We start from the raw sequence: 12,825 nt of genomic DNA, 5'->3' as shown, positions 1-12,825 counted from the left end.
GCGCATCAGTTCAACGCCGTTTCCGACGCCGCGATCCACGCGACCACGGCCTCAGAGAAGCCGTTGACGCGGGTCCAGGCGCCGTGACCGACACCGTGCTGATACGAGGCCACGTTCACGATGGTGCCGCGCGCCCTGGGCTCGGGCACCTGGTCGTGGCTCTGCTCGTCGGTGAAGACGATGAGGCGATCGCCCTTGCGGTCGATCTCCGCCACCGCCTTGCCGAGCCAGGTTCCGCTATGCGGCTGCGAGTTGATGATCGCATCTCGAAGCGTGAAGCCGCGGCGGGGAGGGACCTTCACCACCCTGTCGGAGAAGGTGAAGATCTCGACCTCGTCGCAGATCTCGCGGGCGAGGATGGCCAGGCCGCACGCCGCCTCCGCGCGCGTCATATCCGACTGCGCGGAGAGCGTCGCGAACATCGAGCCCGACACGTCGATCAGGAGCCGGGTGCGGCCCGGGAGCCGCACATGATCCTTGACCGACTTGAGCATCGCAGCCTCGAGCTCGGGCTCGAAGTCCGGCGCATAGCGCGCCGCCGTGATGAAGCGATAGGGAAGGATGCGATCCGTCCGCATCGCGTCGATCGCGCCTGCGATGGTCTCGCGCGGGACCTGCGCGTTCTGCATCAGCCGCAGATTGCGCATGAGCGCCAGCCCGCCGAGCTTGCGCTCGGCGATCAACCGCTCGAAGGTCTCGCGCTTGTTCTTGCCGGCCGAGAGCGAAACCTCCCAGGTGTCGGGGGAGGCGAGCTCGCCATCGACGAGCTGCTTCCACACCTTGGCCTGGTCGGCGTCCTTCGGCTTGGCGTGCACCAGGAACAGCACGTCCCTGATCCGCACCGCGCCGTCGCGGTCCCACTTGGCGAGCTGGTACGCGTCGAACTTGGTCAGCGCGCGGGCAAGGCCCTTCTTGACCTGCGCCGAGACCGGCTGACGCTTGCGCTGCTGCTGAGGGCCGAGCGCATCCGCCCAGTAGATCGCAAGCAGCTCCGTCATCTCGTCGGGACGCTGGATCACCCGGTGAAGTGTGTCGGCCACGAGGGCGCGGTGCTTCTCGCTCCGCGCCATCTCCCGGATGACGAGCAGCGGCGCGTGCCGCAGCTTCATCACCTCGCGCGCCTCGATTGCAAGCTGTGCCACGCGCGCCGGAGCAACCTTCGGCACCAGGGCCCTGATACGATCGGCGATCGCGACGCCGTCCTCGTAGAACTGGTCCTCCCACAGGAGGCAGTTCATCAGCGCGCGCTTCAGCTCCATCTCGGGCGTGAAGCGCACGGCACGGACGCGCTGACGCGTGAAGGCGCGAACGATCTTGTTGAGCCTGACCATGACGGCCTCCTCTTGGGTTGATGATGGAATGGAAGCGGGTGCCGGGGAACAAGCGAGGCTGAACGTGCTCTACCAACTGAGCTACGGACTGATGTCCGGGAGGGCTCGAACCTCCGACCGCGAAGTAACAGCGCTCTTCACCACCGGCGGTGGCGACGAAGGGACACGATCCGGGAACAGGCGATTCTGTGACCCGGCGAGCGAAAGCCCGCCGGAAAGCGCTCTGGCCACTGAGCTACCGGTGCATCGTACACCGGGCGGGATTCGAACCCGCGACCTCTCGCGTGATAGGCGAAGTAACAGAAATCTTCACCACGGACCGTGATGGTTTGGCGGGGAACGAGCGATGCTGTTGCTGCCCTTGCGGGCGATCCGCCCCTTGCTCTTGCAGGAGTCGAACCTGCGCGGTCCGAAGTAACAGACATCTTCACCACCGCCAGGCCGACGCTCTCGCGTCGGCCGTTGATGGGTACGCTGGGGAACGGGCGATCTCGGCTTTCAGTGACGACAACACAGGACCCTTCTTGCGAACGGATCCTGCGCCGGGCCGCGTGCGAACCTTTTCCGAGGCCGCATCCCGGTGCGTGTGTCAAAGGCGGGAGGCATACCCGCTTTGCCGTGTGGAGAAGTATCCGAGATCTTCACCACCAGCGTCGGTTGAGCCGCGACGACAGCGGCAAACCGAACTACAAAAATTCTATCGCGGCGCTGTCGACGCGCCGCATGTTGCGAACCATCAGGGTTCGCTCTGCCATCGGTGTCCGGCTCATCGCCTCGTTCCCTCCGGGAGGCCCCGCGCGCTTGGGCGCGCGCCTCTCCAGCGCGAGCCCCGAGATCCGGGTCTCTCGTTCCGGCGATTGCCGGGATGTTCGGTTGGGCCGCGCGGCGAGCAATAAAAAACCCTCCGGAGCGGCAGGCTCGGGAGGGTCCGTGAGAAGCGGACTGTCGATCTTGCGGTCAGGCAAGATCGCTCCCATGAGCCGGGCATGCGACGTCGAATAGCTTTGAGCTATTCGGCATGCGGACAATTCTTTCGTAGCGGTGTGACATCGCTCGGTTCATGGTGTGCTTGTCGCAAACGGAAGTGTTCTGCGAGGGCGCGGGACATACGCCCGCAACTTGCGGATGTCAAGCGACGCGCGCGTGGAAAAATGAAAATGACGGACGGATGACGTGCCAAACTATCTCGGCCTCGACGGATTTCGTTTCGGCTGGGTCGCGGCCTGGATCGACGAGCGCGACAATCATGGCTTCGATTATTCGCCGGGCCTGATACGCTTGCTCGCGTTGCCGCATGCGCGCGCGATGATCGACATGCCGATCGGATTGAATCCGGCCGGCTATCGCCTGTGCGACCTGCATGCGCGCGAGCTGATTGGCCCCGCCGTGTTTCTCGGTGCGCGCCGCGATCTCTGGACATTTCCCGATATGGCGGCGGCCAATCGTCACTACTGGACGCATGAAGGCAAGGGCAGGGGCGTGTCGGCGCAGCTCTGGAATATCAGGGAGAAGATCAGGGACGTCGATGAGATCATGACTCCGGCACGGCAGTCGACGATCGGCGAAGCGCATCCGGAATTGGTGTTCTGGAATCTCGCAGGGCGAGTGCGGCTTGAACCGAAGACGTCGGCGCAAGGCCGCGAGCAGCGCGTCGCGCTGCTGAGAGCTCGGGGTTTTACCAAGGTCGAAAGATGGCTGACGCTTCGCCACGGTACCGGCATCGGTCGCGACGATCTCATCGACGCCTGTGCCTGCGCGGTGGCGGCGCGTGACAGCACGCAGCGTGTCGGGGGCGAAGAGATCGATCCGCGCGGACTGCGGATGGAGATCAACTACTGACCAGATCAACTCTGCCGATCGCTTGTACCGGCAAGGTGACCACGATCACAACGGCTCGGCTTCAAGGAGCCACCCTCATCGCCCAGCCTTGCTGCTCGCGCTTCGTACACATCGGCCATTGCTCGCAGCCTTCGTGCGGCTTCGCGATGGGCGAGATCGTCCGCGACGCGGCGACAGCGCTGAGCGTGATCGAGCAGGGCGCGCTTCTCAATGTTCATCCCGTCACAACGCGCAAGTTGCTCGATGGTCCCTCGAAACAACGCAACGTCTCGTCTGAGAAAACGGGAAAAACCGGCAAAATTTTCCTGCCGAGTTGGAACACGGCATGTCAGCGGGCGTTTAAGCCACAGGAGTTGAGGGACAAATACCATGCACGATGTCTGCCAATGGGCGACCGCGACCCTCGCGATTGCCTTCACGGCTGCGCTGCTGATCACGGGTCAATGGTTCATCCAGTATCGACTGCAGCATGAAACCATGACGCCGGTCGTCAAGATCGCGACGCTGCCGCTCTAGTCCCTTCAAGGGCGTCAATTGCTAATCCACGCCTTCCCCTGATCTTCCAGATAATCGGCTGGCCTTGCGCCGTTCGCTTGCTCGCCTAGATTAGGCGGCATCTCACCAACGCAGCCGGAGTGCCGATGTCTGATCTGTCCGCCTTTCCCATCACCAAACGCTGGCCGGCCAAGCATCCCGAACTGCTTCAGCTCTATTCGCTGCCGACGCCGAACGGCGTCAAGGTCTCGATCATGCTGGAGGAGATCGGACTTCCCTACGAGGTCCATCTCGTCGATTTCGGCAAGGACGATCAGAAGACGGCTGAATTCCTCTCGCTCAATCCGAACGGCAAGATCCCGGCGATCCTCGATCCCAATGGTCCGGGCGGCAGGCCGCTGCCGCTGTTCGAGTCCGGGGCGATCCTGCAATACCTCGCCGAGAAGACAGGCAAGCTGCTGCCCGAGGATGCCGCGCGCCGCTACCAGACCATCCAGTGGGTGCACTTCCAGATGGGCGGCATCGGACCGATGTTCGGCCAGGTCGGCTTCTTCCATAAATTCGCCGGCAAGGATTTTGAGGACAAGCGGCCCCGTGAGCGCTACGTCGCCGAGGCCAAGCGCCTGCTCGGCGTGATGGAGACGCATCTTTCGGGGCGGCAATGGTTCATGGATGACGACTACACCATCGCCGACATCTCGATGCTCGGCTGGGTGCGCAATCTCATCGGCTTCTACGGTGCCGGCGATCTCGTCGAATTCACCCAGTTCAAATCGGTCGGTACCTGGCTCGAACGCGGCCTCGCGCGTCCGGCGGTGCAGCGCGGGCTGAACATTCCGCCGCGGCCGTAAGATCAGGTTAGCGCCTTGTGGGTCATGTAGAGCGCCATCAGGGAGACGAAGGCGATCATGACCCGGCGCAGCACCGATTTGCTGACGCCATTGGCCAGGCGTGCGCCGAGATCGGTGCCGATCCAGAGGCCGGCCAGAATGCCTGTGATGGCCGGCCATCCGACCAGCAGGCCCTTGCTCCAGTAGATCCAGGCCGCTGGAAGGTTGGTCGGGAGGATCGAGAAGACGAGGCTGACAAGCTGCGCCTGATGCTGCGGCACGCGCAGGCCTGCAGCAAGGCCGACGGTGATTGCAAGGCCGCCGCCGATGCCCATGAAGCCGGAGGAAAATCCGGCAAGCAGGCCGATGAGCAGCAGCGGTAACCGGGGCAGTTGGTCCTGGTCGCCGGGCTCACGGCCGCCGTCCTTGCGATCGCGACGCAGGATCAGCAGGACGATCAGCGCGAGGAGATAGACGACATAAGTCCATTGCAAGACCTGGTCGGAAACCGCCGCCGCGGCGTAGCCGCCACCAGCGCCGCCGACGAGAAATCCGATGCCGATCCAGATAATCCACGGCAAGGGGCTGCGATTGCCGCTCTGCCAATAGCGGCGCGCGCCGGCAAGGCCCGTCGGCGGGACCTGTGTGATCAGTGACGTCCCTTGTGCGACGTGTTGTTCCGCGCCGAGCAGCAGCACGCTGAAGATCACGAGCCCGCCCCCCGGGCTCGTCCCCGTGAAGCCCGATGCCAGGCCGCTGATCAGGCCGACGCCGGCGCCAGCAAGCAGGTCGTGGATCCCTGACATCGCTTACGTCCTGGTTCGCCGCTTGATGTCGGGCCTGGTCGTGCGAAAGCCGTCGATCACCCCGGCCACGGCCGCCATGCAGGCCTCGACGTCGAATGCGTCGCCCCAGCATTTTTGCAGCACAAAACCCTGGAAGATCGCGATCAGCACGCGTGCGATCGCTTCCGCACCGAGGTCGCGTCTGATCAGGCCGTCATGCTGGCCGCGCTCGATCAGCGCCACGATCAAGGCGCGCGGCATGTCGATGCCCTCGACGACGCTGGCGCGGACGCGGCGGTTGCGCAGGGCTTCGGCCCAGCCGTGAATGCCGACACGGCGGCGCGCTTCGCCGGCGGGGTCGGTCAGCCATTGCGCGTAAACGCGGATCAGCGCGTGAAGCCCTTCGATCGGATCGCCGGATCCTTGCGCGACCGAATTGAGCACGGCTTCGCGGCGATGCCGGTCGTCGGCGAGCGCCTCGATCAGATCGTCCTTGCTCTGGAAGTAGAGATAGACCGCGCCGTGGCTCAGTCCGGACCGTTTCACGATGTCGGCCATGCCGGTCTGGTGAAAACCGTCTTCGGAGAAGCAGGCGAGGGCAGCTTCGAGAATTTGCTGCCGCCGGCTTTCGCGCTGCTTGTCGCTGATCTTGGGCATCTCGCCGTCCTTAAATAACTGACAGGTCGATCGTTTTATCCTCGATCCATATTGGGCCGAGAACCAACCGATCGCGATAAAAAACGATCAGTCAGTCATTTTTATTGTAGAAGAGGATTTTGGTCAAGTCTGGCCGGTCTCGGGCCGGGAAGGAGGAGATGATGTCCGTTGCGAATGCGTCGACAGAGGCGACGCTGCACTCGATCGCGCCCGGCTAGAACAGCCGTCCGCCGTTCGGCACTGGCCTGCTCGGCTGCACCAGCACGACCTTGCCGTCGGCATCGGGGAAGCCGAGCGTCAGCACCTCCGAGATGACGGGTCCGATCTGGCGCGGCGGGAAATTGACGACGGCCGCGACCTGTTGTCCCACCAAAGTCTCGAGCGGATGGTTTTCGGTGATCTGGGCCGAGCTCTTCCGCACGCCGATCACCGGGCCGAAGTCGATCCACAGTCGAAAGGCCGGCTTGCGCGCTTCCGGAAACGGTTTTGCCTCGACGATGGTCCCGACACGGATATCGACCGCGAGGAAGCTGTTGAAGTCGATGGTCGGCGTGGCGGTGGCTGCGGGATCGTGAGTGACGTGCATAAAGTGTCCGTTCGGAGAGTTGGCTTCGTTCGCAATATTGTCGCGCGAAGCGGAGTTTCGTACAACGCTGCGAACATCACGATACGCCATGCGCGAGGAACATCTTGCCCAACACCATCTACGGCATCAAGAACTGCGACACCATGAAGAAGGCGCGCGCCTGGCTCGATACCCATGGCGTCGCGTATGAATTCCACGACTACAAGGCGGCGGGCGTCGAGAAGGACAAGCTCAAGCAGTGGAGCGACAAGGTCGGCTGGGAGACGCTGCTCAATCGCGCCGGCACGACATTCAAGAAACTGCCCGATTCCGACAAGGAAGGCGTCACCGAGAAGAAGGCGCTGGCGCTGATGCTAGCGCAACCATCGATGATCAAGCGGCCGGTGCTGGAAATCGGCGGCAAGCTGCTGGTCGGCTTCAAGCCGGACATCTATGCCAAGGAAGTCGGCGCCAAGACGCGTTAGAGATTAGTTCAGCTCGATGATCTCGTTGGTGACGCCGGGAGCCGGCTGGTCCGCGAATTCGACCACGTCGGCCGTCGCGATGCGGCCAGGCGCGCGATGGAAGAGATCGCGATCGATCACGGCGCGCAGTTTCGGGCGCGGCAGCGCGTCATTTCCGCGCATCAGATTCTTGATCTCAAAGCCGCCGTCCTCGCAGAAGGTCTTGACCGAGGCGATGACGTGGCAGACTTGGCCGCCGGTCTGGAAAGGCAGCAGCAGCCGTTCATACGCGACGATGCGTCCGTAGATGTCGTCGACATCGGCAACGCTGTAGACGGGAAGCCCGCGTGCCACGCATTCATAGTAAACTGGCATCACGAAGGGGGCGAGCCGCGGCCCGAGATAATCGTCGAGCAGAACACCCTTGCCGGTATGCCCATAAGCACGGGAGATGCGCGTGCCTTCGCTTTGGATGGTGAGGCGTGGCGCCGGCGTCGAAGCGTCCACCGTATAATAGATGAGATCGGACAGCTCTTCCTCGAGCCGCGCAGGCTGATATTCCCAAACCGCCGGCGCGATCTGCTGGCTCGCGTAAAGTCGCAGCCACGTGTTCAGGAGATCACGCTGCCTGATCGACTTGACGACGGACGGAGCGGCGCTGGCGAAATCCAAAACGATAATCCCGGAACGTCAAAACCCGCACATGATGCCGTGTGCGGGAAAATTTTCTATGAAGGCTGGCGTGCCGGACGAAAGACCGTTAACGACGGCTTGATGACCGGTGCCTTGCGAACCGGGAGGCCGGGCAGGCACGACATCAAAACATCTCCGACTAAGGGAGCATTTGTATCCCAGCCGGAGACCTGATCTGCTCAGCTTTCCGCCTTGCCTAACCCCCGTCACCTCCGGCATATTCCGCGCCCGGAGGCGGCGTTCCGGATGGGCTCCAAGGATAGGCTCCAAGGCCCCCGGAAAGCCGAAGCAACAAGGATAGCCACGCGGCTCGCGCGGGCAGGGGGAAATCTGTTTGGCCGATGAGTTTATTCTCGAAACGGAAGGCTTGACCAAGGAGTTCGCGGGCTTCTTCGCCGTCCGCGACGTTGCGCTCAAGGTTCGCCGTGGGAGCATTCATGCGTTGATCGGCCCGAACGGGGCCGGCAAGACGACCTGCTTCAATCTTCTGACCAAGTTCCTGAAACCGTCCGCCGGAAAAATCCTCTACAAGGGGCAGGACATCACCGCGATGGCGCCGGCCGACGTGGCCCGCATGGGGCTGGTTCGCTCGTTCCAGATTTCGGCGGTGTTTCCGCATCTCACGGCGCTGGAAAACGTCCGTGTCGCGCTTCAGCGCCAGCACGGCTCTTCGTTCGATTTCTGGCGCTCCAAGTCGGTGCTCAACCGTTTCAACGATCGCGCGCGCGAATTGTTGAACGATGTCGGCCTGAACGAGTTTGCCAACACGCCCGCGGTCGAGATGCCCTACGGGCGCAAGCGTGCACTGGAGATCGCAACCACGCTCGCGCTCGACCCGGAGATGATGCTGCTGGACGAGCCGATGGCCGGCATGGGCCACGAGGACATCGACAAGATCGCGGCGCTGATCAAGCGCATCTCGGCGAAATACACCATCCTGATGGTGGAGCATAATTTAAGCGTCGTGGCCAACCTGTCCGACATCATCACCGTGCTGACGCGCGGCCAGGTGCTCGCGCAGGGCCATTACTCGGAGCTCACCAAGGACGAGCGCGTCAAGGAAGCCTATCTGGGAGCCGGTCATGCCTGACACTGCGATCGCCGAGGCTCCGGCCAAGGCTGCGACCGGCGGAAACATCCTTCAAATCCGCAACCTGGAAGCCTGGTACGGCGAGTCTCACATCCTGCACGGGATCAACTTCGACGTGAACGCGGGCGAGGTCGTCACCCTGCTCGGGCGTAACGGCGCCGGCAAGACGACCACGCTGAAGTCGATCATGGGCATCATCGGCAAGCGTACCGGCTCGGTGAAGTTCAACAACCAGGAGATCATCCGCGCGACCTCCGACAAGATCGCGCGCATGGGCATCGCATTCTGCCCGGAAGAGCGGGGCATATTCTCCAGTCTCGACGTGCGGGAGAATTTGATGCTGCCGCCGGTGGTCCGCGAAGGCGGGCTGCCGCTCGATCAGATCTTCGAGCTGTTTCCGAACCTGAAGGAGCGGCTCAACAGCCAGGGCACCAAGCTGTCCGGTGGCGAGCAGCAAATGCTCGCGATCGCGCGCATCCTGCGCACCGGTGCGAGCTTCCTGATGCTGGACGAGCCGACCGAGGGCCTTGCGCCGGTCATCATCCAGCAGATCGGCCACACCATTGCGCGGCTCAAGAAGGAGGGTTTCACGATCCTCCTGGTCGAGCAGAATTTCCGCTTCGCATCCACCGTCGCCGACCGTTACTACGTGGTCGAGCACGGCAAGATCATTGACGGATTTTCCAATGCGGATCTTGCCGCCAACATGGACAAGCTCCACACCTATCTCGGTGTGTAGCCGAGCAGACCGGACGTGCAAGAGTAACTATCAAAGGAATATTGGGAGGCGGATTATGAAGCACAGCATTTCGGCAATGTTGCTCGGGACGGCCCTGGCGCTCGGCGCGGCAGGTGGCGCGGTTGCGCAGGACAAGAACATCAAGATCGGCGTGCTGACCGACAATTCGGGACTCTATGCCGATCTCGGTGGCTCTGGCTCGACCGTCGCCGCACAGATGGCGATCGAGGATTCCGGGCTCGCTGCCAAGGGCTGGAAGCTCGACCTGATCTCCGCCGACCATCAGAACAAGCCCGACATCGGCTCCACGATTGCTCGGCAATGGATCGACGTCGAGAAGGTCGACATCTTCATGGATGTCCTGAACTCCGGCGTTGCGCTGGCGGTCAACAATGTCGTCAAGGAGAAGAATTCGATCCTGATCGACACGGGTGCGGCGACGTCGGATCTCACCAACGCGCAATGCTCACCGAACACGATCCACTGGGTCTATGATACCTATATGCTGGCCAACAGTACCGGGCAGGCGCTGGTGAAGGCGGGCGGCGACACATGGTATTTTCTCACCGCGGACTACGCCTTTGGCCATGCCCTCGAACGCGACACCGCCGCGGTTGTGGTGAAGTCGGGCGGCAAGGTGATCGGCAATGTCAAGCATCCCCTGAATACTGCCGACTTCTCGTCGTTCCTGCTTCAGGCGCAGGCCTCCAAAGCCAAGATCATCGGCATGGCGAATGCCGGCGGCGACACCACCAACACCATCAAGCAGGCGGCGGAGTTCGGCATCGTCTCGGGCGGCCAGAAGCTTGCGGGCCTGCTGCTCTTCATCACCGACGTGCACTCGCTCGGTCTGAAGGTGGCGCAGGGCCTGAACTTCACCGAGACCTTCTATTGGGACATGAACGACGGTACGCGCGCGTTCTCCAAGCGCTTCTCCGAGCGCATGAAGAACAAGGCGATGCCCTCGATGGTGCAGGCCGGCGTCTACTCGGGTCTGCTGCACTATTTCAAGGCGCTGGAGGCGATGGGCGGCAATCCGCATGACGGGGCCAAGGTGGTCGCCAAGATGAAGGAGATGCCGACGGACGATCCGCTGTTCGGCAAGGGGACGATCCGCGGGGACGGTCGCAAGCTGCATCCCGCCTATCTGTTCGAGGTCAAGAAGCCCGAGGAATCCAAAGGGCCCTGGGACTATTACAAGCTGATCGGCACGACGGCCGCGGATCAGGCGTTCCGGCCGCTGTCCGAGAGCGTCTGTCCGCTCGTGAAGAAGTAAGTGTGACGATGCGAGCCGGCGCAACGGCGCCGGCTTGCTCTTGGGGAACGACGAGAAGGGACCGGGTGCGGGATCGATGCAGGCTCTATACGCTCAGCTACTGGTGGGATTGATCAACGGCTCGTTCTACGCGCTGCTCAGTCTCGGGCTTGCCGTGATTTTCGGCATGCTCAACATCATCAATTTCGCCCATGGCGCGCTCTACATGATGGGCGCCTTCGTTGCCTATTTCCTGTTGAGCCTCGGTGGCATCAACTACTGGTGGGCACTGCTGATCGCACCCGTGATCGTCGGCATCTTCGGCATGATCCTGGAAAGGACCATGCTGCAATGGCTGACCGGGCTCGACCATCTCTACGGCCTGCTCCTGACCTTCGGCATCGCGCTGATCGTGCAGGGCGTGTTCCAGAACTATTTCGGCTCCTCCGGTCTGCCTTACGCCATTCCGGACCAGCTCAAGGGCGGCATGAATCTGGGCTTCATGTTCTTGCCGATCTATCGCGGCTGGGTGGTCGTGTTCTCGCTGGTCGTATGTCTGGCGACATGGTTCCTGATCGAGAAGACCCAGCTCGGCGCTTACCTGCGCGCCGCCACCGAAAATCCGACGCTGGTGCGCGCCTTCGGCATCAACGTGCCGCGCATGATCACGCTGACCTATGGCCTCGGCGTCGGCCTTGCCGCGCTCGCGGGCGTGCTGTCGGCGCCGATCAACCAGGTGCGACCGCTGATGGGCGCCGACCTGATTATCGTGGTGTTCGCGGTGGTCGTGATCGGCGGCATGGGTTCGATCATGGGCTCCATCATCACCGGCTTCGCGCTCGGCGTGATCGAGGGTCTGACCAAGTATTTCTATCCCGAGGCCTCCAACACCGTCGTGTTCGTGCTGATGGTGCTGGTGCTCTTGGTGAAGCCAACGGGATTGACGGGAAGGGCGGCCTGATATGACAACCCTGACGGACGACACGCTGCCGGTGACCCCTCGCGCGATGCGCGACGAGATGATCGCTTTCGTAGTGATGGCGCTGCTGCTGGCGTCGGTACCATTCACGGGCGTCTACCCGTTCTTCGTGATGCAGGCGCTGTGCTTTGCGCTGCTCGCCTGCGCCTTCAATCTGCTGGTCGGCTATGGCGGCCTGCTGTCGTTCGGCCACGCCATGTTCCTGGGGACCGCCGGCTATTGCTGCGCGCATGCGCTGAAAGTGTGGGCGTTGCCGCCTGAGCTCGGCATCCTCGTCGGCATCGCCGCGGCTTTCGTGCTCTCGATCATCACCGGCTACATCTCGATCCGCCGCCAGGGCATCTATTTCTCGATGATCACCCTGGCTCTGTCACAACTCCTGTACTTCATCTACCTCCAGGCCCCGTTCACCCACGGTGAGGACGGCATCCAGGGCATCCCGCAGGGACGCATGTTCGGCGTCTTCGATCTCTCCAAGCCGACGGTGCTCTATTACGTCGTGCTGGTCGGGTTCCTTGCCGGCTTCCTGTTGATCTACCGCATCATCAACTCGCCGTTCGGCGAGGTGCTGAAGTCGATCCGGGAGAACGAGCAGCGCGCGATTTCGCTGGGCTACCGCACCGACCAGTACAAGTTCCTGGCCTTCGTGCTGTCGGGAACGCTGGCCGGTTTTGCCGGTGCGCTGAAGGTCTTTGTGGCGCAGAACGCCTCGCTCACCGACGTCCATTGGTCGATGTCGGGCGAGGTCGTGCTGATGACGCTGGTTGGCGGCCTCGGAACCATCTTCGGCCCCGTGGTCGGTGCCTTCGCGATCATCGCCATGCAGCAATATCTCGCCGGCTTCGGCCAATGGGTGACGGTGATCCAGGGCTCGATCTTCGTGGTCTGCGTGCTCACCTTCCGCCGCGGCGTCATCGGCGAAATCGCGCATTACTTCCGGAGATCGCTCTAACTGGTTGATTTGAAATCGGTTTGCCGGCCGCTTGAAAGCGGTGGATGATCCGGCTCCGCGGGCGTGAGATGACACGCGCGCGGATCGAAAATGGTCTATGACAGTTTCATGACGGCCTGACAGGGCCGGGCCATTTCCAACCGGTAGCCTA

General features: G+C 62.5%; 14 protein-coding genes. 9 read left to right on the top strand and 5 right to left on the bottom strand.

Going from position 1 to position 12,825, the window contains the following annotated elements; all coding sequences use genetic code 11:
- Positions 1-5 precede the first annotated feature (5 nt).
- Positions 6-1,331 (bottom strand): TROVE domain-containing protein, encoded by a 1,326-nt coding sequence (locus tag GGD65_RS27275; protein ID WP_183237190.1) that lies wholly within the window; start codon positions 1,329-1,331, stop codon positions 6-8.
- Between the two features lie 1,173 nt (positions 1,332-2,504).
- On the opposite strand from GGD65_RS27275, the gene GGD65_RS27270 reads away from it, so the two are divergent.
- The 3 genes from GGD65_RS27270 to GGD65_RS27260 all read left to right on the top strand — a co-directional run bounded on the left by GGD65_RS27270 (position 2,505) and on the right by GGD65_RS27260 (position 4,516).
- Entirely contained in the window at positions 2,505-3,170 is a 666-nt protein-coding gene (locus GGD65_RS27270) for a DUF429 domain-containing protein (RefSeq protein ID WP_183237189.1), read from the top strand.
- A 369-nt stretch (positions 3,171-3,539) separates the two neighbouring features.
- Positions 3,540-3,686: a hypothetical protein gene (locus GGD65_RS27265; protein WP_018317626.1), complete on the top strand. Its 147-nt coding sequence runs from the start codon at positions 3,540-3,542 to the stop codon at positions 3,684-3,686.
- A 125-nt stretch (positions 3,687-3,811) separates the two neighbouring features.
- Entirely contained in the window at positions 3,812-4,516 is a 705-nt protein-coding gene (locus tag GGD65_RS27260) for a glutathione S-transferase family protein (RefSeq protein ID WP_183237188.1), read from the top strand.
- A gap of 2 nt (positions 4,517-4,518) precedes the next feature.
- On the opposite strand, the gene GGD65_RS27255 is transcribed toward GGD65_RS27260, so the two are convergent.
- The 3 genes from GGD65_RS27255 to GGD65_RS27245 form a co-directional block, all read right to left on the bottom strand.
- Complete coding sequence (locus GGD65_RS27255; RefSeq protein WP_183237187.1) at positions 4,519-5,301, bottom strand: sulfite exporter TauE/SafE family protein; 783 nt, start codon at positions 5,299-5,301, stop codon at positions 4,519-4,521.
- Positions 5,302-5,304: 3 nt separating this feature from the next.
- Positions 5,305-5,937 carry a TetR/AcrR family transcriptional regulator gene (locus tag GGD65_RS27250; protein WP_179730724.1) on the bottom strand — a complete coding sequence of 211 codons (633 nt, stop codon included), beginning with the start codon at positions 5,935-5,937 and terminating at the stop codon, positions 5,305-5,307.
- A gap of 214 nt (positions 5,938-6,151) precedes the next feature.
- Positions 6,152-6,523 carry a tRNA-binding protein gene (locus GGD65_RS27245; protein WP_183237186.1) on the bottom strand — a complete coding sequence of 124 codons (372 nt, stop codon included), beginning with the start codon at positions 6,521-6,523 and terminating at the stop codon, positions 6,152-6,154.
- A 104-nt stretch (positions 6,524-6,627) separates the two neighbouring features.
- Between GGD65_RS27245 and GGD65_RS27240 the strand changes: the two genes are divergently transcribed.
- Positions 6,628-6,987: an ArsC family reductase gene (locus tag GGD65_RS27240; protein ID WP_183237185.1), complete on the top strand. Its 360-nt coding sequence runs from the start codon at positions 6,628-6,630 to the stop codon at positions 6,985-6,987.
- 3 nt (positions 6,988-6,990) lie between these two features.
- On the opposite strand, the gene GGD65_RS27235 is transcribed toward GGD65_RS27240, so the two are convergent.
- Positions 6,991-7,638, bottom strand: coding sequence for a hypothetical protein (locus GGD65_RS27235; protein WP_179730721.1), 648 nt, complete (start codon positions 7,636-7,638; stop codon positions 6,991-6,993).
- Positions 7,639-7,993: 355 nt separating this feature from the next.
- Between GGD65_RS27235 and GGD65_RS27230 the strand changes: the two genes are divergently transcribed.
- The 5 genes from GGD65_RS27230 (at position 7,994) to GGD65_RS27210 (ending at position 12,674) form a co-directional block, all read left to right on the top strand.
- The gene (locus GGD65_RS27230; protein WP_018317619.1) at positions 7,994-8,749 is read left to right on the top strand and encodes an ABC transporter ATP-binding protein; all 756 of its coding nucleotides are present in this window, start codon (positions 7,994-7,996) and stop codon (positions 8,747-8,749) included.
- Positions 8,742-9,488: an ABC transporter ATP-binding protein gene (locus GGD65_RS27225; RefSeq protein WP_018317618.1), complete on the top strand. Its 747-nt coding sequence runs from the start codon at positions 8,742-8,744 to the stop codon at positions 9,486-9,488. The genes GGD65_RS27230 and GGD65_RS27225 overlap by 8 nt, the downstream gene beginning before the upstream one ends.
- Before the next feature lie 55 nt (positions 9,489-9,543).
- Positions 9,544-10,764 (top strand): ABC transporter substrate-binding protein, encoded by a 1,221-nt coding sequence (locus GGD65_RS27220; protein ID WP_179730720.1) that lies wholly within the window; start codon positions 9,544-9,546, stop codon positions 10,762-10,764.
- Positions 10,765-10,840: 76 nt separating this feature from the next.
- A complete protein-coding gene (locus tag GGD65_RS27215; protein WP_018317616.1) occupies positions 10,841-11,704 on the top strand; it encodes a branched-chain amino acid ABC transporter permease in 864 nt (287 codons plus the stop codon).
- 1 nt (position 11,705) lies between these two features.
- Positions 11,706-12,674, top strand: a complete 969-nt coding sequence (locus GGD65_RS27210; protein WP_092252768.1) for a branched-chain amino acid ABC transporter permease — start codon at positions 11,706-11,708, stop codon at positions 12,672-12,674.
- Positions 12,675-12,825 lie beyond the last annotated feature (151 nt).

The sequence above is a fragment of the Bradyrhizobium sp. CIR18 genome (assembly GCF_014198295.1).
Taxonomy (GTDB): Bacteria; Pseudomonadota; Alphaproteobacteria; order Rhizobiales; family Xanthobacteraceae; genus Bradyrhizobium.
This window is presented reverse-complemented; position numbering and strand designations above follow the sequence as displayed.